Below are 21,417 nucleotides of genomic sequence, written 5' to 3' on the forward strand. Positions count from 1 at the left end.
CGTTTACATTCGTAAAGGCCGTCTGAAAACAATTTTCAGGCAATCAGAAGGTAAAGCCCGTTTCCAACTCTTCGTCGCCCACCAAATCCACCAGCAGCGCATACAGCGGCGCCAAATCGTGATAGCGGCGCGAAGCGCGGCGCAGGTAATTTAAAAAGCGCGGGATTTCGGGGCGGTATTTGTCTTTGCCGTCGCGGTAGTAAAGGCGCGCGAAAATGCCTGCCACTTTCAGATGGCGCTGCACACCCATCCATTCGAACCAACGGTAAAACTCGTCGAACTGCTCCGGCACGGGCAGGCCGGCGGCGCGCGCCTTTTCCCAATAGCGGATCACCAAATCCAACACGAACTCTTCCTCCCACTCGATAAAGGCATCGCGCAGCAGCGACACCAAATCGTAGGCAATCGGGCCGTAGAGCGCGTCTTGAAAATCCAGCACGCCCGGGCGTCCTTCGGCCAGCATCAGGTTGCGGACGATATAGTCGCGGTGCACATACACCTGCGGCTGTGCCAAAAGGGGCGGCAGCAGCGCTTCAACGGTTTGGTTCCACCATTCGCGCTGCTTGAAATTCAGGGTTTTGCCCAACTCTTTGGCCACAAACCATTCGGGGAACAGGTTGATTTCGCGCAGCATCACTTCGCGGTCGTATTCGGGCAGCAGGCCGGGGCGGCTGTTTTTCTGCAAAACCACCAATTCGTCGATGGCTTCGAGCAGCAGCGCTTTATCGGCCGTTTCGTTGCGCGCCTGCTGCATGGCGGTTAAAAAAGTGGTGTTGCCCAAATCGTTTAACACCATAAAGCCGAGTTTTTCGTCGACATGCAGAACCTGCGGCACGTTTATCATGTCAAATAATTTTTGCACTTTCAGATAAGGTGCCACGCTCATTTTATCGGGCGGCGCATCCATGCAGACAACCGTGCCGCCGTCTGAAAAAGCGGCACGGAAATAACGTCGGAAATCCGCATCGGCGGCGGCAAAACTCAATTCAAAAATCCGGTTCGGGTAAACCGTTTCAAGCCAGTTTTTCAGTTCGGTTTGTCGTTGCATGATGGTTTTTTTGATTTTTCGGGTTAGAATAGCCGCTATTCTAACTGGCAAAACCGATTTAAGGTGAGACTTTGGCTCGTTTATTTTCATTAAAACCGGTGGTGGTCGCCCTGAGCGTAGGCTTCGGCGCGGCGGCTTCGGCACAGGCCGCCGACGGCTTGTCGCTGGGCAACACCTGCCTGAACTGCACCCCCGAAAAACTGAAAAACGCAGCGGCGGCACACGCCATACCCGAGATCAAACGCAGCGGCGGCGAGCCGCTGCCCGCCGACTACACCCGCGTAACCGCCGATTTGGTAGAAGGCCAAACCAACGTAAAAGTGCGTGCCGAAGGCGATGTGATTATCGAGCGCAACGACCAGATATTAAACGCGCAATGGGTGGATTACGACCAAACCGCCGAAACCGTTACCGCCGGCAATACTTTCGTGCTCTACCAAAACGGCACCACCGTTACCGGCGAAAACGTGCAATATAATCTGACCGAGCGCACCGGCACCGCACACAACACCCGTTTGGAAAGCGAGCAAAACGGCCGCCGTCTGCAAAGCGTGAGCGAATCGGCCGAAATGCAGGGCGACGGCCGCTACAAATTAATCAACACCAAATTCAACACCTGCGAACCGGGCGACGCAAGCTGGTATATCAAAGCCAAAAGCATAGAAGCCAACCAAAACACCGGCATCGGCGTGGCCAAAGGCGCTTCGCTGGTGTTCGGCGGCGTACCGGTTCTCTACACGCCGTGGGCTGATTTTCCGCTTAACAGCAACCGCAAAAGCGGTCTTTTGGTGCCCACCGTCGGCCTCGGTTCAGACGGCCTCGAGCTGGATTTGCCCTATTATATGAACCTCGCGCCCAATTACGACGCTACCATCACCCCCGGCGTTATCGGCAGCCGCGGCGCGCGCATCGGCGGCCAGTTCCGCTACCTGCAACCGAAATACGCCGGCCAGGTTGAAGGCACTTGGATGCCCGACGACCGCAAAAGCGAACACAACAACCGCTACCAGTTCAAGTTCAACCACAACCAGCAATTCACTTCGAAGCTCAGCGGCGGCATCGACTATAACCGCGTTTCCGACAACGACTACTACCGCGACTTCTACGGCCAAGACGACATCGCCGCCAACGTCAACCTCAACCGCCAAGTTTGGCTGAACTACAACGACACCCTGTGGGGCGGCGCGCTCAACGGCCACTTCACCGTGCAGAAATACCAAACACTGGCCAACATCTACGGCTATAAAGACGAACCCTACGCCATCATGCCGCGTCTGCAAGGCACTTGGAGCAAAAACATCGGCAACGCACAGGTAGATTTGTCCGGCCAGTTCACGCGCTTCGACCACGACAGCAAACAATCGGGCAAACGCGTGATTATCAAACCCAGCATAAAATGGGATTTCCACAACTCATGGGGCTATATCCGCCCGAAAATCGGCGTGCACTCGGCCTATTACGATTTGGAAGAATTCGGCAGCACCCCCTCCCGCACCGCCAGCCTTACCCTGCCGGTTTTCAACGTCGACAGCGGCATGACCTTCGAGCGCAAAACCTCGTTTTTAGGCAGCGACTATATCCAAACGCTGGAACCGCGCCTGTTTTACAACTATATTCCCACCAAATCGCAAAACGACCTGCCCAATTTCGACACCTCTAGAAACAGCTTCAGCTACGACCAGCTTTTCCGAGAAAACCTCTATTCGGGCAACGACCGCGTTAATTCGGCCAACAGCATTTCCACCGCCGTACAAACCCGCTTCCTCAATCCCCGCAACGGCGCAGAACTGTTCCGCGCCGGTATCGGCCAGAAGTTTTACCTGAAAAACGATAACGTGCAGCTCGACGGCAGCATCGGCCGCTACCCGCGCAACCGTTCCGACTGGGTAGCGTTTGCCAACGGCAAAATCACCGACAGCATCCGCATGGATGTCGATATCCACTACAACCAAAACGAAAGCCGCGCCGAAAGCTATTCAACCGCCCTGCTCTACAACCCCGAACCCGGCAAAGTGTTGAGTGCTCGCTACAAATACGGCCGCAACGAAAAAATCTACCTGCAAGACGACGGCGTATATTTCTACGACAAAACCCGCCAAATCGACTTGGCCGCCCAATGGCCGATTGCCAAAAACCTTTACGCCATCGCCCGATACAACTACGAGCTGCAAGGCAGAAAACCGATTGAAATGCTCGCCGGCATCGAATACAAAAGCGGTTGCGGCTGCTGGGGCGCCAGCATCGTCGGCCAACGCTACATAACCGGCCTCAACAGCACCAAAAACGCCGTATTCTTCAACCTGCAACTGAAAGACTTGAGCAATATCGGCAACAACCCCTTTGAAAAACTGCGCTTGGCCGTTCCCGGCTACAGCAAAACCAACGAGGTAAACCAATGAATTTCAAACCCCTGATGCTAGCTGCCGCCCTCGGTTTGGCGCTGCAAACCGCACAAGCCGCCGAAGTCAAACAGGTGGACGGCATCGCCGCCATTGCCGGCAACGAAGTGATTACCCAGCGCGACGTGCGCCAAGGCATGGCCGAAGCCCGCAGCCGCTTGGGCAAAAACGTTAACGAAGACGAACTGCGCACCCAAGTGTTGCAGCAGCTGATCAACCAATCGCTGATCGTGCAGGCCGGCAAACGCCGCAACATCACCGCCGGCGATGCCGAAATCGATGCCGCCTTAAGCGACATCGCCCAATCCCGCAAAACCACCGTCGACGGCCTCTACGCCCAAGCCGCCAAAAGCGGCGTGAGCAAAGCCGCCATGCGCCGCAGCATTGCCGACAGCATCATCACCCAAAAAGTACGCCAGCAGGCCGTGATGCAGCAAAGCCGCGTGAGCGACGCCGAAGTGGACAGCATGATCGCCCACGCCAAACAGCAAGGCACACCCTTGCCGCAAGGCGAACCGCTGCGCCAATACCGCGCCCAGCACATTCTGCTGAAAGCCGAAAACGCCAATGCCACCAAAGCCGCTGAGAGCGGCATCCGCAAAATCTACAACCAAGCGCGCAGCGGCACCGACTTTTCCGCACTCGCCCGCCAATATTCGCAAGACGGCAGCGCAGCCAACGGCGGCGATTTGGGTTGGTTTTCAGACGGCCAAATGGTGCCCGAATTTGAAAACGCCGTGCACAACCTGAAACCCGGCCAAGTAAGCCGCCCCGTGCGAAGCCAATTCGGCTGGCACATCATCAAACTGAACGACGTGCGCGAAGCAGGCACGCCTGAAGAGCGCCAGCGCGAAGCCATGCGCCAGTATATCGCCCGCCAAAAAGCCGAGCAGGCTACCGTTAACCTGCTCAAAGAGCTGCACGAAACCTCTTATGTAGAAATCCGCCGCTAAGCTAGGCGTGTAACATACAGCAACAGCCGTAGCAATAAGGCCGTATCTCTGCAAACCCTATTTGCAGAGGTACGGCCTAAGTTTTTCGAGAACCGCTTGCTTCCGGGGTTTACAGTTCCAGCTTATCCAAGCCCATGACTTTGTCCATCGAGCCGATTTCGGTGTGGAAAGCCACGCCCAAGCGGTTCCAGGCGTTGATTTGGGCGATGGAAAACACAATGTCGCACAGCTCCTGCTCGCTCAACACGGTCAGCGCGCGGCGGTAGAGTTCGTCGCTCAAACCTTCGGGGCTGAGTTTGGTTAACGCCTCGGTTAGCTCCAGCGCCATCCGTTCTTTGTCGGAAAATAGATTGCTTTCGCGCCAAACGGCAACATGGTGCAGGCGCATTTCTCGCTCGCCGTGTTTGCGGGCGGTTTTCACGTGCATATCCAAACAAAACGAGCAGCCGTTCAGCTGCGACGCGCGAATTTTGATGATTTCCTTCATCAGGACATCAATCGACAAATCGCCCAGCGCGGCTTCCACTTTCAACATTTCGTTAAACACCTTTGCGCCTTTGGTGGGGTAGTCCAGTCTTTGCATTTTTAAGCTCCGTTCGTTTCAATGGGTTTCTGATGGTTGTGAAGTATAACAAAAGGCCGTCTGAAAACTTTCAATTTTTCAGACGGCCTTTTGTTATAATCGTTCCCTTTTCCGCACGCCGTCCCGCACCGATGACCGCCCCCAAAGCCTTCGCCCTGCTCGGCCCCACCGCCGGCGGCAAAACCGGCCTCGCCCTGCAAATCGCCGAACACCTGCCCGTGGAAATCATCAGCCTCGATTCTGCGCTGGTTTACCGCGGCATGGACATCGGCACCGCCAAGCCCACCGCCGCCGAACGCGCCGCCGTGCCGCATCACTTAATCGACATCATTTCGCCGCTCGAAGCCTACAGCGCCGCCGACTTCGTGCGCGACTGCGTGCGGCTGGCGCACGAAATCGGCGCACGCGGCAAACTGCCGCTGATTGTGGGCGGCACCATGATGTATTTCCACGCCCTCACCGAAGGCTTGAACGCGCTGCCCGAAGCCGATCCCGCCGTGCGCGCCGCCTTGCAGGCCGAAAAAGCCGCACACGGTTTGGCACACCTCTACCGCCGCCTGCAAGCAGCCGACCCTGCCACCGCCGCGCGTTTGGAACCCGCCGACAGCCAGCGCATCGAGCGCGCGCTCGAAGTGTTTATCCTCACCGGCAAACCCTTGAGCCGCCATTTCGCCGAGCAGCAAGCGCACACCCCGCCGCTCGATTTGCACACCGTGGCGCTGATTCCCGAAAACCGTGCCCTGCTTCATGCGCAAATCGGCAAGCGTTTCGCAACCATGCTCGAACAAGGCTTTTTAAAAGAAGTCGAAAGGCTGCAAACCGAATACCCCGCGCTCACCGCCGATATGCCTTCCATGCGCTGCGTAGGCTACCGCCAGGCGTGGGATTATCTGGCGGGCGCCTGCGGCTATCAGGAGTTTATTGAAAAAGGCACCGCCGCCACCCGCCAGCTTGCCAAACGCCAGCTTACCTGGCTGCGCAAAACTCCGATAAACAAAGTGATCGATCCCTACGGCAGCGGCGGCAATATGCTTCAGACGGCCTTAGCCGAAGCCCGGCAACATTTCGGCGGCACGGCATAACTTGTTAACAATCTTTTCCCCGCAACGGTTGTAATTTTATTAAAATAGCCCAAGCTTTAATGCTAGGAAGTGTAGCCATAAGGCTTTGCGGCGGTATTTTTGGTTAAAATCCGCTTCACAAGCCTTCTGACTACACTCCCTAGAAATAAAATACCAGCCTCAACGAGATGAAGAAAAACAGCATCAAACCCACGCTTTACGCGCTATTGGGCAAACACGCCGACACCCCCGATTTTGTAGCCGTACTCAACGCCCTAACCGGTTTTCTGCGCAAGGGCGGCGCCAAACACGCTTCGGAACGCGTTGACGCGCTGATTGAGATTTTCAGCGAAAACGAAACCCTGTGCCGCCAGTTTGCCAAACGCTTTTACACCTGGCTCGCGCAAGTGCGCATCTATCCCGCACTGGTGGGCTTGGGTATTTTTTCGCGCAGCGGTTTCGCGCGCGAGATGGGTATGCGCCTTTACGAGCGCTTCAGCCCTTCTTATAAAGATTTGAACAACCTGCGCGATATTTTTCTTTATCTCTTCCACTCGAAAAACGACGGCAGATGGCTCGCGGCCGTGTCGGCCAAACAATGGCTGAAACTCTACTGCCTGATCAGAAACCACGCCGACACCGCCGCCGTTCAGACGGCCTCGCGCCAGCTCACGCAAGCGCGCCTGCACGCTTTGGAAATGCTTTCCGTGTGGGTGGCCGCCGAGGCGCTCGATCAGGATTTGATCCGCATCGAACCGCGCCTGCTCGACATCAACTCCGCCTTTATCGCCCTCCAGCGCGAAACCGCCAAGCTGGCCGAACACTACCAAACCGAAACCGCACCCTACGACACCGCCCATATCGAAGTGATGCTCGACCAATGCCGCAGCCAGATAGAACGCCTGCGCCGCCGCGGTACGGGCGCAGGTTCCGGCTCTTCGGTGAAAGTGGCCCACCTGATCGAACGGCTGGCGCAAACCGTAGAACGGCTCGAGCTGCTGCTCAATATCCAAACCGGCCGCCGCCCCGAATACCACACCGCCGTTCTGCTCGACTCGATGACCACCGCCGCCGTCGAACAGCGCAGCACCGACCAACTGTGGCACAGCAGCGTGAAAATGCTGGCCAAAAGCATCACCGAAAACAAAAGCAACCGCGGCGGGCACTACATCACCCGCAACCGCAGCGAATATTTCGCCATGCTGCGTTCGGCGGCAGGCGGCGGCGTGCTGATCGCATTGATGGCGCTGAACAAAATCCACATCGGCGGCATGGGCTTCAGCGAATTCACCACATCGCTGCTCAGCGGCCTGAACTATGGCTTAGGGTTTATGATGATCCAACTGTTGGGTCTGACCGTTGCCACCAAACAGCCCGCCATGACCGCCGCCAGCTTTGCCGAACAGGTGGAACACAACGAAAAGGGCCGCGCCGTCGATGTGAAACTCGCTTCGCTGCTGATAGACGTGGTGCGCTCGCAAAGCGTGGCCGTGTTCGGCAACGTCAGCGTGGCCGTGCTGCTGGCCGCACTGATTTCGGTGGCGTTCGCCGCCAACACCGGCACGCCGATTTTGAGCGCCGACAACGTTGCCTACCAACTCAAATCGGTGCGCCCGTTCACCGAGCCGACCCTGTGGTATGCCGCCATTGCCGGCGTGTGGCTGTTTTGCTCGGGCATTATCGCGGGCTTTTTCGACAACCGCGCCGACTATCTCGACCTGCGCCGCCGCCTCACCGTTAACCCGCTGCTCAGAAAAACCGTGCCGCTGCGTGCGCGCCAGCGTTTCGGCGACTATATCCACCGCAACTACGGCTCGATGATGGGTAATTTCATTTTCGGTATGCTGCTGGGCATGACCGGCTACGTCGGCCACCTGCTCGACCTGCCGCTCGATATCCGCCATGTGGCGTTTTCGTCGGCCAACATCGGCTATGCCGCCGTAAGCGGCAATCTCGGCTTCACCGCCTTTATGATTACCCTCGCCGGCGTGCTGCTCATCGGCCTGGTCAACCTGCTGGTGAGCTTCGCCCTCGCCCTCACCGTTGCCCTGCGCGCCCGCGGCACCCATATCGACAGCGTGCCTGCGCTTTTAAAAAGCACTTGGTTGCAGATTAAAGCCAACCCCCTGCACTTGTTTTTCCCCGTGCAAATCGTTGCGGATGCAGCCAAAGGCGGAAAGGCCGAACACAAACAATCCTAAAATCCGGCACGGCGGATTCGGACAAAAGCAAACAGGCCGTCTGAAACATTTCAGACGGCCTGCCCAATTGTAAAATTCAAAACAGCCTCACCATGCACCCAGCACATACCACCCCAGCACCGCCAGCGCCACCGCCAAAAACACCCACGCGCTGATTTGCACGATTTCGTGCAGGGCGCGTTTCTGCCTGCGGTTAAACAGACGGTGCACCACCAAAGCAATCAGCGCAATCAGAAACGCAATGCGTAAAATGCGGCCTATCATAATATTCCGTTTTCCAAGCTCACCGAAGAGGCCGTCTGAAAGATTCGGATTTCAGACGGCCTTTGCAAAGCGTACACACAAAAACAGCGGCATATCCGCCGCAGCCGTATGCGCACACAAATCAAAACCAAACCGCTATAGCGGAAAAAACTTTATTTCTGCCACGGCGTTGCTGCGCCTTAGCTCAAAGAGAACGATTTTGTAAGCCGCTAAAGCGGCAACAGAATCGGTTCCGTACTATTTGTACTGTCTGCGGCTTGCTGCCTTGTGGCAGAAATAAGTTTTTCCGCTATATAATAGCCGTTTTCCCGAATTTGCGCCTGCCCACCATGACCGACAAAGCCGACGTTTGGATTGTAACCCCGCAGAAAATCGCGTTTGAAACGCCGCTCGCCCTGCAAAACGGCCAAACCCTGCCGCGCTTCGATCTGATGGTCGAAACCTACGGCACGCTCAACGCAAGCAAATCCAACGCCGTATTGGTCTGCCATGCCCTTTCGGGCAACCACCACGTTGCCGGCCGCCACTCGCCCGACGACAAACACCCCGGCTGGTGGGACAACATGGTCGGCCCCGGCAAACCCATCGACACCGACCGTTTTTTCGTGGTGGGGCTGAACAACCTCGGCGGCTGCCACGGCAGCACCGGCCCTTTGAGCATTAATCCCGAAACCGGCGGAGAATACGGCGCCGATTTTCCCGTGGTAACGGTGAAAGACTGGGTACAGAGCCAAGCCCTTTTGGCCGACCATTTCGGCATCAGGCAGTGGGCGGCCGTTGTCGGCGGCAGCTTGGGCGGAATGCAGGCCCTGCAATGGACGATAGACTTCCCCGACCGCGTGCGCCACGCCCTCGTGATTGCCTCGGCCACCCGCCTTTCCGCGCAAAACATCGCCTTTAACGATGTGGCCCGCCAAGCCATCATCACAGACCCCGATTTCCACGACGGCCACTACCGCCGCCATCAAACCGTGCCCCGCCGCGGCCTGCGTATCGCCCGCATGATGGGGCACATCACCTATCTTGCCGAACAGGGCTTGGGCAGAAAATTCGGCCGCAATATGCACGCCGACGGCTACCAATACAGCTACGACGTTGAATTTGAAGTCGAATCCTATCTACGCTATCAGGGTGACAAATTCGCCGAGCGCTTCGATGCCAACACCTACCTGCGCATGACCAAAGCGTTGGATTATTTCGCCCCTGCCTCCGAGTTCGGCAACGATTTGGTGGCCACCCTCAAAACCGTGCAGGCCAAATTTTTCGTAGCAAGCTTCAGCACCGACTGGCGTTTCGCCCCCGCCCGCTCGCGCGCATTGGTAAAGCATTTGGTGAAAGCCGGAAAAAGCGTGCAGTATATCGAAGTGGAATCCCACCACGGCCACGATGCCTTTCTGATGACTGACGAACCCTATATCCGCGCCGTGCGCGCCTATATGAACAACGTAGCCGAGGAGTGCCGCCGTGACTGAACTGCGCGACGACTTACAACTGATTTACGATTGGATTCCCGCCGGCAGCCGCGTGTTGGATTTAGGCTGCGGCAAAGGCGAGCTGCTTTCCGCCCTGATTCGGGAAAAAAATTGCAGCGGCTACGGCGTGGAAATCGACACCGAAGGCGTGCTCGCCTCGATTGAACGCGGCATCAACGTGATACAGGCCGATTTGGAACAAGGCTTGCAGGATTTCGATGCCGACAGCTTCGACATCATCGTGTTAAGCCAAACCATACAGGCCATGCAGAACACCGAAACCATCCTGCAAGACCTCACCCGTGTGGCCAAACAGGCCATCGTATCGTTCCCCAATTTCGGCTACTGGAAAAACCGCCTGCAAATCGGCCTGTTGGGCCATATGCCGGTGAGCGAGCGTATGCCTTACCAATGGTATAACACGCCCAATATCCACTGGTGCACCTTGCAGGATTTCGACCGCCTGTGCGCCAAAAACCATATCCGCGTGCTCGAGCGCACGGTGATGACCGCGGGCAGGCGCATCAACATCCTGCCCAACCTGCTCGGCAGCCTGGCGTTTTACCGCGTGGGCTAGTTTGGTTTTGGGGTTGCTGTTAACAGACAAACAGAGGCCGTCTGAAAGTTTTCAGACGGCCTCTGTTTGCTTCGGGCATGGCATCTTTAATCTCAGTTTATCCTTTCGGTGCTGCCGCACGGGCGATTGACAATGCTCCTTTCCGCCCTGTTTCTTCATCAACCACCACACAAAAGCCCACTTCGGCATAAATATATCCGCCGGCTTTGTTTAACGCCTTGGTGCGCGCGGGCTTGCCGCCGTGTTTGGTTCTGCCCGTTTCGATGGCGGCGTAAAATCCCCGCCAATGCGGTTCGCGCAGATATTCGGGAATAATAATATCGAGGCTTTGGCCGACGGCTTCTTCGGCGCTGAAACCGAACAGCATTTCAGAGGCGCGGTTCCAGAAACGGATAATACCCGTTTGGTCGGCGTAGATAACCGAATCGGTGGCTTGTTCGAGCATGGCTTGATAAGGCAGGTTCATGGCAGGGTTCCTTTTTTTATAGTGAGTGAATGAACACAAAAATCTACGGAGACCTTTGCCCCCAGATGTGGATGCAGTTCAAGGCGTAGCAGCGCAGCGAGTGCAGACATATCAAACAGATAGGCTAAGCGAGCGAGCAGTACCCTAAAGGGCATAAACGCACAATGAAGAAATGCGCCGCAGATGGGGGTTTTGCAAAAGTCTCCTACGGTGTCAGCGCACCTTGTATCTTTTTGTGTTCATTCACTATATCAGACTTCAGGCCGTCTGAAAGTTTTCAGACGGCCTGAAGCCTTTGCAAAAAAGCCGTTTTAATCCTGAATGTATTATATTTCGTCATACCCGTGCTCAACCCGAGTATCTCTTTTTCTTCTAAAACAAAAAGATGCTCGGGTCAAGCCCGAGCATGACGTAAGTGTTTTAAGGTGCCTAAAAGAGTTTCGCAAAGGTCTCAGCCTCTGTTTATTTCAGACATCTGCGTCTATTGGCCGTTAAACCGATAATTGCGCCAGCAGCGCCTGTTTCAAGGCAAGCTGGTTTTTCGGGTTTTCCAGATGCGGGCTAAACAGCACGAAGCTGTCTTCCACGCGTTCGTCGAGGGTGGCGATTTTGGCGTAACGCAGGCTGATATCCTGGTCGGACAACACTTCGGCAACGTCGGCCAGCAGATAGGGGCGGTTGACGGCCACGATTTCGAGCGTGTACCAGCCCGGGTAATCCTGCTCGGCGGCCAGATGCACGCCCGGGGCGATGGGCAGGTGGCGGCTGCGGCGGCTGCGGATACCGCAGGCGGTGTGCTCGGCGGTGGTGTCGTAGCCGTGGATGAAATTGTTGATTTCGGCTTCGAGCGCGCTTTGCACATTAGGATAATCGGCGGCGGCATACTTGGGCGGTATCTGCACGATAAAGGTGTCGAGAATATAGCCGTGTTCGGTAACGAAGGCGCGCGCGGCGAGAATATCAAGGCCGTGGTGGCTGAAAATGCGGCACAGGCGGGCGAACAGGCGCGGTTGGTTGGGCATGAACACCATCACCTGCAAGGTGTCGCTCTCGGGCAGAATGCGGCTGCGCACCTGCGGCTGTTCGGTTTGGTGGACGAGGTTGGCGGTATGCCAGAGGATTTCGCGCAATTCGTGGCGCACGAAATAGGCCGAGCCGAGTGCCTGCCAGAGTTTCTGCTGCTGTTTTTCGGGCGTACCGGCACGGGTGAGCTGGTCGGCCGCGCCCTGCTGGCGGCGGCTGGTAATCACGTGGCGGCTGCCGCTTTCGCCGGCAAAACGGCGGGCGGCGGCGTGAAAGAGGTTTTCCAATAAGCCGGCACGCCAGCTGTTCCACAGTTTGGGATTGGTGCCGCGGATGTCGGCAACGGTGAGCAGGTAAAGTGCGTTTAACCGCTCCTGTGTTTTCACGCGCCCGCAGAAGTTGTTGATCACGTCTGGGTCTTGAATGTCTTCTTTCTGCGCCACCGCCGACATCAGCAGGTGGTCTTCCACCAGCCAGGCCAAGAGGTCGCTTTCTTCTTCGCTGAGAAAATGGTCGGCGGCAAAACGGCGGGCGTCGGCAATGCCTTCTATCGAATGGTCGCCGCCGCGTCCTTTTGCAATGTCGTGAAACAGTGCGGCCAGATAAAGAATATGTTGTTTCTCGAATGCGTGCATCAGTGCCGAGGCAAACGGCAGCTCGTGGCTGCGCGAATCCATCGCCAGGCGGCGCATATTGTGCAGCACGGTTAAAATATGGTCGTCCACGGGGTAGATGTGGAACAGGTCGTGCTGAAGCAGGCCGACGATTTTATCCCAAGCAGGCAGATAGCGTTCGAGCGCGCCGTAGAGGTTGAGAAAGCGCATCACATGGGTTAACCCTCCGCCGTGCTTGAAAAAACCGACGAAACGGCGGCGGTTTTCGGGATCGGCGTAAAACGCGCGGTTGATTTTGCGCGAAGCCGCCCACCAGTTGCGCAGGGTTTTCGGGGCAAGCGTGATGATGTCGTTGCGCGTTTGCAAAATCTCCACCGCTTTCCACAAGTGCTCGGGGCGGCGGAAAAACAGTTTTTTGTCGTACACCGCCAGCTGGTTGCCCACTTGGTAGTAGTCGTCGTCGATGCGGTGGACGATGCGGTTGGCCTGCGAATACACGCGCCCGCGCAACATGGGCAGCAGAATGCCGTTGAGCTGCATCACGGTTTTGCTGGCTCGGTAAAACACCCGCATCAGTTTTTCGCTTTTGATGCGGTGGGCATCGTCGCGCCAGCCCATGTTTTCGGCCACCTGCGTTTGCAGGTCGAAAATCAGCCTGTCTTCGCTGCGTCCTGCCGCCAAGTGCAGGTCGATGCGGATGGCGGCCAGTTTTTTGTGGCTGTTGAGCAGCATCACAGCTTCGGGCCGGGTAACCACGCCTTGCGAAATCAGGGTGCTTAAAGGCGCATCCAACCCTTGCGCCCGCGCCAGCCACAGCATGGTGTGGATGTCGCGCAGGCCGCCGGGGCAGGTTTTGATGTTGGGTTCGAGCACCGCGCCCGAACCTTGCGATTTGGCGTGGCGCTGCTGCATTTCCACCATTTTGGCTTCGATAAAGGCCGCGGTGTCGCGCTGCAACCCCATACGCTGCAAAAGCTGTTCGGCCAAAACATGGCTGCCGAACAGAAAACGGGCTTCGAGAAAAGCGGTGTCGCCGGTGATGTCTTCGCGCACGCTCTCGCACAGCTCTTCTACGCTGCCGATTTTCACGGCCGGCGAGAGCTGCATATCCCACAGCGCCTGCACGAAGATTTCGGCTTTTTCCTGCTGCTCCGTGAGCGGTTCGGGCGACACGATGGCCAGGTCGACATCGGAATAAGGATACATTTCGCCGCGCCCGAACCCGCCGGTGGCCAGCAGGCACAGCGGGCTGGCGGGGAAAAGCTCCAGCCACAACACCGCCAGCGCGCGCTCGATGGCTTTGGTGTAGTGCTCAAAAAACACCGGCGCACGCCGCTTGGCACAATAGGCCTCAACGGCCTGCTGTTTTTGGAATTTAAGGTCTTGCACGGCAGATTGGATCAGGGTTTGCATGGTGTTTTCCGCAGACCGTCCGAAACCTTTCAGACGGCCTTGAGTAATATTTCAATCACTATATTTCAATCAAAAGAAGCCTTCGCCGAACGTTTCCGCTTCCAGCAACCGCACCAATTCAGCACAAACGTCTCCGGCGCCCGCCCCGCTCAACACGCCCACGGCGGTGGTTTTTTCGGGCAGATAGCGCACACCGCTGCCGAGTGCGGTTTCCAGCAAGTTGGCGCGTTCGGTCAAGCCGTGTGGATTATCCGCCAGAATCACGGCCGAAGAAAGTACGGTGTAGGCATCGGGCACGCCCGGCAGGCGCTGCCAGCATTGGGCGGTGCCGGCGATTTTGCGGCCGTTGTGCGCCAGATTGAAACGGCCGTCGCAAAACGAACCGGAAACGGTTTGGTAACCGGTGTCGATGCCGAAAACGGCAAACAGCTTTTGCAGCAAGGCGCACAGCATCAGATAATGCCGCTCGGAAACCTGCAAGGGCTGCGCCGCAACGGCAGGATAGGCCAGTTGCAGGTTGACCACGTCGGCCGACTGCGGCACCACGCCGCCGCCGGTAAGCCGCACATGCACGGGCAGGCCGTCTGAAAGCAGGGTTGCGCAGGCTTCGTTAAAGCCCGCTTTGCTGCGGTAACTGCGCGGCACCACGATGCCGTCTGCCCCGCACCCCACCCAGGCAATGCCGCCTCCCGCTTTCACGCCGGCATCAATCAAACGTTGTTCGCTCTCCGCCCAGCTGCGGGCGGCGGGGTTGAAGAAATGTTGGGGCTGCAAGGTGAAAACCGTCATCGCTCAGGCTCCGTCGTATGTTTTTTCAGACGGCTTGAAGCCGTCTGAACATAATGATGTTCACCGACTATTTATCGCTTTTTAAATCATACCGCAACCGTTTTTTGAGCCGTTATTCGATAAGCTGTTAACAAATATTACCATTCGGCATAATTTTATTCACAATTATTGAACAATGTTGACAAAGCGCAAAGAGTCATTTAATTTTTGCGCCACAACCTCTCTGAAGCTGCCGCGGCAGCTTTTAACACATATCAACCGGAGAAATTTGCCATGAACCACAAAAAATATGCCGTATTGGCTTTGGCCGTTGCCGCAGCTTTCACGCTGGGTGCCTGTAAGAAAGACGGCGCCGAAGCCGGCGCGCCGGGCAAGCCCGAATGTATCGCGCCCGCCAAACCCGGCGGCGGCTTCGATTTAACCTGCAAACTCGCGCAAAGCGGTTTGAAAGACACCGGCCAGCTCGACAAACCGATGCGCGTAACCTATATGCCCGGCGGCGTGGGTGCGGTTGCCTATAACAAAATCGTGGCGAACGACCCGGCCAACAACGATGCCATCGTGGCGTTTTCCACCGGTTCGCTGCTGAATCTGGCGCAGGGCAAGTTCGGCCAATACACCGAAAAAGACGTGCGCTGGCTGGCTGCGGTGGGCACTGATTACGGCATGGTGGCCGTAAACGCCGATTCGCCGCTGAAAAACCTGCAAGACTTGGTTGACGCGCTGAAAAAAGACCCGAAATCGGTGAGCTTCGGTGCGGGCGGCAGCGTGGGCGGCCAAGACTGGCTGCAAACGGCGATGGTGGCCAAAGCCGCCGGCGTCAACCCCAAAGACATGACCTACGTTGCGCTTGAAGGCGGCGGCGAAGCGGTAACCGCCGTGTTGGGCAACCACATCAACGTGGTCAGCGCGGGTATCGCCGAGATGGGTCCGCACATCGAAGCCGGCAAAATCCGCGTTTTGGCGGTGTTCTCGCCCGAGCGCCTGCAAGGCAAGCTCAAAGACATCCCCACCGCCAAAGAACAGGGCTTCGACGTACAATGGCCGGTTATCCGCGGCTACTACATGGGCCCGAAAGTGAGCGACGAATCCTACAACTGGTGGAAAACCCATTTCGACGCTATGCTGAAAGACCCGAAATTCGCCGAGCTGCGCAGCCAGCGCGACCTGTTGCCGTTCGAGCTGACGGGCGACGAGCTGAAACAGTATGTTGAAAAATCCACCGAAGAAATGCGCGCGTTGTCTAAAGAGTTCGAGCTGACCAAGTAACGCAAAACGGCAATCGGAAACTTATTGCTTCTCCGGTTGCCGTTTTTTTCAGACGGCCTGTTTTTTTGCTGAAGGCCGTCTGAAAAACCATTGCCGCACAAAATAATTTTCTGTCTTCAAACGGAGTTTACCTTCATGAAAATCGAACGTTTGTTTTCCGCCGCGCTGCTTTTGGCAACGCTCGGATTACTCTATCTGGCCTTCGGCTATACCGCGCCGGTGTCTTACGACCCGCTGGGGCCACGTCCCTATCCGGTGCTCATTCTCTCGCTCTTGGCCTTGTGCTGCCTGTTTTTGGTGGTGCGGCCGCGCGGCGAATACATCAATTTGGGCTACACTCCCGCCATTTTGAAAAAAGTCGGCCTATGCATCGTGTTTCTGGGCGCTTATGCCGTGTTGTTCGAAGTGCTGGGCTTTCCGCTCGCCACTGCGCTGATGTCGTTCGGCGTCGGAAAACTGTTCGGCGGGCGCACGCTGCCCTGCGCGGTGTCGGGCATCGTTTTGGGTGCGCTGTTTTACGCGCTGTTCGATCTGGCCTTCGATGTGCCGCTGCCCTTGGGCTTTTTCGGTTGAAAGGCGGATATAAATGGAAACTTTGCAATATTTGATGTCGGGCTTTGAGGTGGCGCTGCTGCCGCAAAACCTGCTGCTGGCGCTGATCGGCGCGTTTATCGGTACCATCGTCGGCATGCTGCCGGGCCTGGGGCCGATTAACGGCGTAGCGCTGCTGCTGCCGTTCGCCTTTGCGCTGGGTTTGCCGCCCGAGTCGGCGCTGATTCTTTTGGCTGCGGTGTATTTGGGCTGCGAATACGGCGGGCGCATTTCGGCGATTCTGATCAACGTGCCGGGCGATGCGGCGGCGATTATGTCCACGCTTGACGGCTATCCGCTGGCCAAACAGGGCAAGGCGGGCATTGCGCTTTCGCTCTCTGCCGCCAGCTCGTTTATCGGCAGCACCATCGCCACCGTGGGTGTGGTTTTGTTCGCACCGCTGCTGGCGCATTGGGCGATTGCATTCGGCCCCGCCGAATACTTCGTGCTGATGGTGTTCGCCATCACCTGTTTGAGCGGCCTGGTGGGCGACCAGCCGGTTAAAACCGCCGTTTCGGCCTTAATCGGCTTGGGATTGGCGATGGTGGGCATGGACGCGGTTACCGGCGTTTACCGTTTCACCTTCGATTCGGTCAACCTTTCAGACGGCATTCAGTTCACCACCATCGTAATCGGCTTTTTCAGCATCAGCGAAATCCTGATTATGCTGGAGCATACCGAAAGCGGCCAAAAAGCGCTGACGCAGGGCAAACGTGCGCTCTTTAATCTGAAAGAGCTGATGTTCAGCATGGGTGCGATTATCCGCAGCGGCGTGGCCGGTTTCTTTATCGGCGTGTTGCCCGGTGCGGGTGCAACGATTGCCAGCGCGATGTCGTACACCAACGAGAAAAAAATCGCCGGCAAAAACGGCACGTTCGGCGAGGGCGACCTGCGCGGTATCGCTGCTCCCGAAGCGGCCAACAATGCTTCGGCCTGTGGTTCGTTTATTCCCATGCTCACGCTGGGCGTACCTGGATCGGGCACCACGGCGGTGATGATGGGCGCGTTAACGCTCTACAACATCACCCCCGGCCCGCAGCTTTTCAGTGAACAGCCCGATATCGTGTGGGGTTTGATTGCCTCGCTGTTTATCGGCAACATCATTCTGCTGGCGCTGAATATCCCGCTGGTGGGTTTTTTCGCCAAGCTGTTGAATATTCCCAACTATATTCTGATTCCGGCCATTGCAGCGGTGAGCTTCGTGGGCGTGTATGCGATTCACAGCACGACCTTCGATTTGGTGCTGATGATCGGTTTGGGTATTTTGGGCTATATGCTGCGTAAGCTGAATTTCCCGCTTTCCGCCCTGATTCTGGGTTATGTGCTGGGCGAGCTGATGGAATCCAGCCTGCGCCGCGCGCTGTCAATTTCACAGGGCGACATAGGCATTCTGTTCCACGGCCCGATCACCTTGTCGTTGTGGGTACTGTCGGGCTTTATGGTGCTGTTGCCGGTTTACCGCTGGCTGCGCCGCCGCAAAGCCGCCTGACGATATAAAGGCCGTCTGAAAACTTTTCAGACGGCCTTTATTATATTCCGTATCATTACCAAATAAATTTGCACCCTACCGGAAATGCCCGACCATGAACACCGTTTTGCGCTACCTGCCCGGCTTCGCCGCCGCCTTGGCGGGTGCGTTGGCGGCCGAAGCGCTGAAACTGCCGATTCCGTGGCTGCTCGGTTCGCTGCTGGCCACCGCCGTGTTAAGCCTGAACAACGTGCCGGTGAAAGCGCCCGCTTTCTGCCGCAAAGCGGGGCTGGCCGTTATCGGCACTTCGCTCGGCTTGTATTTTACACCGCAGATGGCGGGGGTGTTGCTGGCGCATTGGCCGCTGCTGGTTTTCGGTATGGCGTTTTCGATCGGGCTGGGCATCATCGGCAGCATACTGGTCTATCGTTATGCAGGCGTAGATTTCACCACCGCGTGGTATGCCTCGGCTATGGGCGGTGCCAGCGAAATGGCCAATATGGCCGACCAACAAGGCGCACAGGTTGCCAAAGTGGTGTCCGCCCATTCGCTGCGGGTGCTGATGATTGTTACCATCGTGCCGTTTTTCTACCAATATATGGGCTACCACCACACCGACAGCAGCGGCTTAAGCCAAAATACCGCCGTGCATTGGGGCGGTTTGGCGCTGCTGTTTGCCTGCTCTTTTGCGGCCGCCCGCCTGTTCGAATGGCGGAAATGGTCTAACCCGTGGACGTTCGGCCCGCTTTTGGCCGCCACGCTGCTCACTTTGGCCGGCATCCACTTATCGGCCGTGCCCGTTTCCGTTTCCCACATCGGCCAGCTCTTTATCGGTTGGGCACTGGGCAACCGTTTCGCGCCGGGCTTTTTCCGCTCCGCCCCGCGCCTGCTCGGCGTGGTGGCCGTGAGTGTGAGTTTGTCGCTGGCCTTAACCGCCGCCGCCACTTACCTGCTGGCGCAAATCAGCACCATCCCCCTGCCCACGCTGGGCTTGGGTTTGTCGCCCGGCGGTGTGGCCGAAATGACCATCACAGCCAAAGTGCTGCAACTGGGCGTGCCGATTGTTACCGCCTTCCACGTTTCGCGCATGGTGGCGGTGGTCGGCACCGCGGGCATTTTGTGCCACAAACTCAGGCCGCGTTTTGAAAAAAAACAGACGGAAACCCTTGCAAAAACGCCTTAAGGCCGTCTGAAAAAGGCCGGGATCTTTGCAAAAAACCAATTCAACTCTGAAAAGGTTTGCCTCGTCATTCCCGCGTAGGCGGGAATCCAGCCTTAAAACCATCAAGTATTTTATTTCAATAACTTACAAAAATAACTGGATTCCCGCCTACGCGGGAATGACGATGGTTGAATATTTTAGACGGCCTAAACGACTTGCAAAGGTCTCAAGCCGTCTGAAATGCCTAACCACCGCCATTAAACCACATAAAAAACGGCCTGTTGAACACAGGCCGTTTTAGTCATATGCAAGTTATATACATCAGATCAATTTCACCGTACCGTGCATCAGGCCGTAGTGGCCGGGGAAGGTGCAGTAAAACTCATATTGGCTGCCTTCGGCAAATTTGGACGGATCAACCGTAACCGAAGTTTCTTCGCTGCCGCCGATTAATTTGGTATAGGCAATCACGCGGGTATCGCCTTCTTTCACAAAATTTTTCTCTGCGGTTGCGCCTGCGCCGTCACTCACCACACCCTGAGCGTCTTCGGCTTTGGAAATCACGATATTGTGCCCCATCGCCGCTTTGGGCATTTTGCCGGTGTGTTTCAACACGATTTTGAATTCTTTGCAGGATTTTTTGATTTCCAACTCTTGTTTGTCGAACTTCATCTGATCGTCGGAATTCACCACCACTTCGCATCCTTCTGCCGGGGCAGCGGCGGCGCTGTCGGAGGCGGCGGACGCTGCGGCGGGGGCGTCAGCCGAAGCGACAGATGCAGCCGTTGCTTCCGAAGCGGCCGGTTGGGCGGCGGGGGCGGCGGTTTCCTGCCCGCCACAGGCGCTTAAGGCTAATGCGGCGGCGGAAATCAAAGCTAAATAAGTTTTCATGAAACAGCTCCGTATCGGGTTAAAAATACATACAGATTATCTGCGGATTCTTTTCGGTGGTGCTTGACTTGCGTCAGCTTTCATCAATATTACATACCGCTTATTCTGCCCTGATTGCATAAACAATTGCACTCGGCATAAAATGCTTATGCGTTAAGCAAATCATTGTTTTAACAATATTAACGGAGTTTACCATGACCAAGAAGATTTTCGCCATCGCAGTTTCTTTGGCTTTAGCCGCCCCCGTTTTTGCCGACCCCGGTTTCTATATTCAGGGCGATGCCGGTGTCAGCAAGTTAAAAATCAAATATGACGACGGTGATTCGTTTTCTAAAAGCAGTTTCAGCCCGCGCTTTACCGTCGGCTACGATTTCGGCAACAACTGGCGCGGCGGTGTGGATTACACCCACTATAAATCCGTCAAATATGGTGGTGCCAAGCCAAACAGCGATGCCTATGAAAGCGGCAAAGCCAAATTTCAAAGCGTCGGCGTTTCTGCCATCTACGATTTCCCGGTAAGTGAAAAAGTAAAACCCTATCTGGGTGCGCGTGTCGGTCTCAACCGTTTTTCAGATAAATACCACTACTCCAACAGCTATTACAGCCGCTCTGAATCTGAAAGCAAAACCAAAACCGGCGTAGGTGTTTTGGCCGGTGTGGGTGTTAACGTAACCGACAATATCACTTTGGATGCAGGTTACCGCTACAACTACTGGGGCAAATACGAATTCACCAAACTCCACACTCAAGAATTATCTGCCGGTGTTCGCGTGAAGTTCTAACTGTTGTGCCCTTATCGGGCCGTATGAAAACGGGTTCTGTCAGCAACAGAACCCGTTTTTTATGCCAACCCGCACCAATATTGGGGTGGGTTGAAATCTTTGCAAACTCATTAGGGAGTGTAGTCAGAAGGCTTGTGAAGCGGTTTTTTGAGGAAAAATCCGCAGATGCAAGGCAAAAAGCACAGCAAGATTGGACATCTTGCGAGCATTTTAGCTTCGCAAGTCCGCTATGCTGCCTAACGCCGCAGATGCGGATTTTGACCAAAAATACCGCCGCAACGCTTTCTGACTGCACTCCCTAAGGCCGTCTGAAACGCGCATTTTCCTTTCTTCGCCACGATCGGGCTTAACCCGGGCATCTTATGGTTTCGAAAGAAAATAACAGATACTC

At 56.2% G+C, this 21,417-nt stretch carries 18 protein-coding genes and 1 pseudogene; 11 read left to right on the forward strand and 8 right to left on the reverse strand.

Annotated features, from left to right (window positions below):
- Positions 1-43: 43 nt before the first annotated feature.
- The gene (amgK, locus tag NQ012_RS01665) at positions 44-1,048 is read right to left on the reverse strand and encodes an N-acetylmuramate/N-acetylglucosamine kinase AmgK (protein ID WP_257065744.1); all 1,005 of its coding nucleotides are present in this window, start codon (positions 1,046-1,048) and stop codon (positions 44-46) included.
- A gap of 71 nt (positions 1,049-1,119) precedes the next feature.
- On the opposite strand from amgK, the gene NQ012_RS01670 reads away from it, so the two are divergent.
- Together NQ012_RS01670 and NQ012_RS01675 are read left to right on the forward strand one after the other, a co-directional pair.
- On the forward strand, positions 1,120-3,447 hold the full coding sequence (locus tag NQ012_RS01670; RefSeq protein ID WP_257065746.1) for an LPS-assembly protein LptD: 2,328 nt from the start codon (positions 1,120-1,122) through the stop codon (positions 3,445-3,447).
- Positions 3,444-4,400, forward strand: a complete 957-nt coding sequence (locus NQ012_RS01675; protein WP_257065748.1) for a peptidylprolyl isomerase — start codon at positions 3,444-3,446, stop codon at positions 4,398-4,400. The genes NQ012_RS01670 and NQ012_RS01675 overlap by 4 nt, the downstream gene beginning before the upstream one ends.
- 109 nt (positions 4,401-4,509) lie before the next feature.
- Here NQ012_RS01675 and NQ012_RS01680 read toward each other — a convergent pair whose 3' ends face one another.
- The gene (locus NQ012_RS01680) at positions 4,510-4,983 is read right to left on the reverse strand and encodes a carboxymuconolactone decarboxylase family protein (RefSeq protein WP_257065749.1); all 474 of its coding nucleotides are present in this window, start codon (positions 4,981-4,983) and stop codon (positions 4,510-4,512) included.
- A 131-nt stretch (positions 4,984-5,114) separates the two neighbouring features.
- Here NQ012_RS01680 and miaA point away from each other — a divergent pair, with 131 nt between their 5' ends.
- Together miaA and NQ012_RS01690 are read left to right on the forward strand one after the other, a co-directional pair.
- Positions 5,115-6,065 carry a tRNA (adenosine(37)-N6)-dimethylallyltransferase MiaA gene (gene miaA, locus NQ012_RS01685; RefSeq protein WP_257065750.1) on the forward strand — a complete coding sequence of 317 codons (951 nt, stop codon included), beginning with the start codon at positions 5,115-5,117 and terminating at the stop codon, positions 6,063-6,065.
- 167 nt (positions 6,066-6,232) lie between these two features.
- The gene (locus tag NQ012_RS01690; protein WP_257065751.1) at positions 6,233-8,245 is read left to right on the forward strand and encodes a site-specific recombinase; all 2,013 of its coding nucleotides are present in this window, start codon (positions 6,233-6,235) and stop codon (positions 8,243-8,245) included.
- An 87-nt stretch (positions 8,246-8,332) separates the two neighbouring features.
- Here the strand turns inward: NQ012_RS01690 and NQ012_RS01695 are convergent, their stop codons facing one another.
- Positions 8,333-8,509, reverse strand: a complete 177-nt coding sequence (locus tag NQ012_RS01695; protein WP_257065752.1) for a protein MIGRI — start codon at positions 8,507-8,509, stop codon at positions 8,333-8,335.
- A gap of 329 nt (positions 8,510-8,838) precedes the next feature.
- Here NQ012_RS01695 and metX point away from each other — a divergent pair, with 329 nt between their 5' ends.
- Together metX and metW are read left to right on the forward strand one after the other, a co-directional pair.
- On the forward strand, positions 8,839-9,981 hold the full coding sequence (gene metX / locus NQ012_RS01700) for a homoserine O-succinyltransferase MetX (RefSeq protein ID WP_257065753.1): 1,143 nt from the start codon (positions 8,839-8,841) through the stop codon (positions 9,979-9,981).
- A complete protein-coding gene (gene metW / locus NQ012_RS01705; protein ID WP_257065755.1) occupies positions 9,974-10,558 on the forward strand; it encodes a methionine biosynthesis protein MetW in 585 nt (194 codons plus the stop codon). The genes metX and metW overlap by 8 nt, the downstream gene beginning before the upstream one ends.
- Positions 10,559-10,655: 97 nt before the next feature.
- Here metW and NQ012_RS01710 read toward each other — a convergent pair whose 3' ends face one another.
- The 4 genes and pseudogenes from NQ012_RS01710 to NQ012_RS01720 all read right to left on the reverse strand — a co-directional run bounded on the left by NQ012_RS01710 (position 10,656) and on the right by NQ012_RS01720 (position 14,863).
- The gene (locus tag NQ012_RS01710; RefSeq protein WP_257065757.1) at positions 10,656-11,024 is read right to left on the reverse strand and encodes a PAS domain S-box protein; all 369 of its coding nucleotides are present in this window, start codon (positions 11,022-11,024) and stop codon (positions 10,656-10,658) included.
- Positions 11,021-11,222 (reverse strand): annotated as a pseudogene (locus NQ012_RS13030) (hypothetical protein). The gene NQ012_RS01710 and the pseudogene NQ012_RS13030 overlap by 4 nt, the downstream one beginning before the upstream one ends.
- Before the next feature lie 293 nt (positions 11,223-11,515).
- On the reverse strand, positions 11,516-14,074 hold the full coding sequence (glnD, locus tag NQ012_RS01715) for a [protein-PII] uridylyltransferase (RefSeq protein WP_257065759.1): 2,559 nt from the start codon (positions 14,072-14,074) through the stop codon (positions 11,516-11,518).
- A gap of 69 nt (positions 14,075-14,143) precedes the next feature.
- A complete protein-coding gene (locus NQ012_RS01720) occupies positions 14,144-14,863 on the reverse strand; it encodes a lipoyl protein ligase domain-containing protein (protein ID WP_257065760.1) in 720 nt (239 codons plus the stop codon).
- A 273-nt stretch (positions 14,864-15,136) separates the two neighbouring features.
- On the opposite strand from NQ012_RS01720, the gene NQ012_RS01725 reads away from it, so the two are divergent.
- The 4 genes from NQ012_RS01725 (at position 15,137) to NQ012_RS01740 (ending at position 19,374) form a co-directional block, all read left to right on the forward strand.
- Positions 15,137-16,132: a tripartite tricarboxylate transporter substrate binding protein gene (locus tag NQ012_RS01725; RefSeq protein WP_257065761.1), complete on the forward strand. Its 996-nt coding sequence runs from the start codon at positions 15,137-15,139 to the stop codon at positions 16,130-16,132.
- Between the two features lie 135 nt (positions 16,133-16,267).
- Entirely contained in the window at positions 16,268-16,705 is a 438-nt protein-coding gene (locus NQ012_RS01730) for a tripartite tricarboxylate transporter TctB family protein (protein ID WP_257065762.1), read from the forward strand.
- 13 nt (positions 16,706-16,718) lie between these two features.
- Positions 16,719-18,212, forward strand: a complete 1,494-nt coding sequence (locus tag NQ012_RS01735; RefSeq protein ID WP_257065763.1) for a tripartite tricarboxylate transporter permease — start codon at positions 16,719-16,721, stop codon at positions 18,210-18,212.
- 94 nt (positions 18,213-18,306) lie between these two features.
- Positions 18,307-19,374: an AbrB family transcriptional regulator gene (locus NQ012_RS01740; RefSeq protein ID WP_257065765.1), complete on the forward strand. Its 1,068-nt coding sequence runs from the start codon at positions 18,307-18,309 to the stop codon at positions 19,372-19,374.
- A 300-nt stretch (positions 19,375-19,674) separates the two neighbouring features.
- Here NQ012_RS01740 and azu read toward each other — a convergent pair whose 3' ends face one another.
- Positions 19,675-20,244, reverse strand: coding sequence for an azurin (azu, locus tag NQ012_RS01745; protein WP_257065766.1), 570 nt, complete (start codon positions 20,242-20,244; stop codon positions 19,675-19,677).
- Between the two features lie 194 nt (positions 20,245-20,438).
- Between azu and NQ012_RS01750 the strand changes: the two genes are divergently transcribed.
- Positions 20,439-21,026 (forward strand): opacity family porin, encoded by a 588-nt coding sequence (locus NQ012_RS01750; protein ID WP_257065767.1) that lies wholly within the window; start codon positions 20,439-20,441, stop codon positions 21,024-21,026.
- Positions 21,027-21,417: the final 391 nt, after the last annotated feature.

The sequence above is a fragment of the Neisseria dentiae genome (assembly GCF_024580525.1).
Lineage (GTDB): Bacteria > Pseudomonadota > Gammaproteobacteria > Burkholderiales > Neisseriaceae > Neisseria > Neisseria dentiae_A.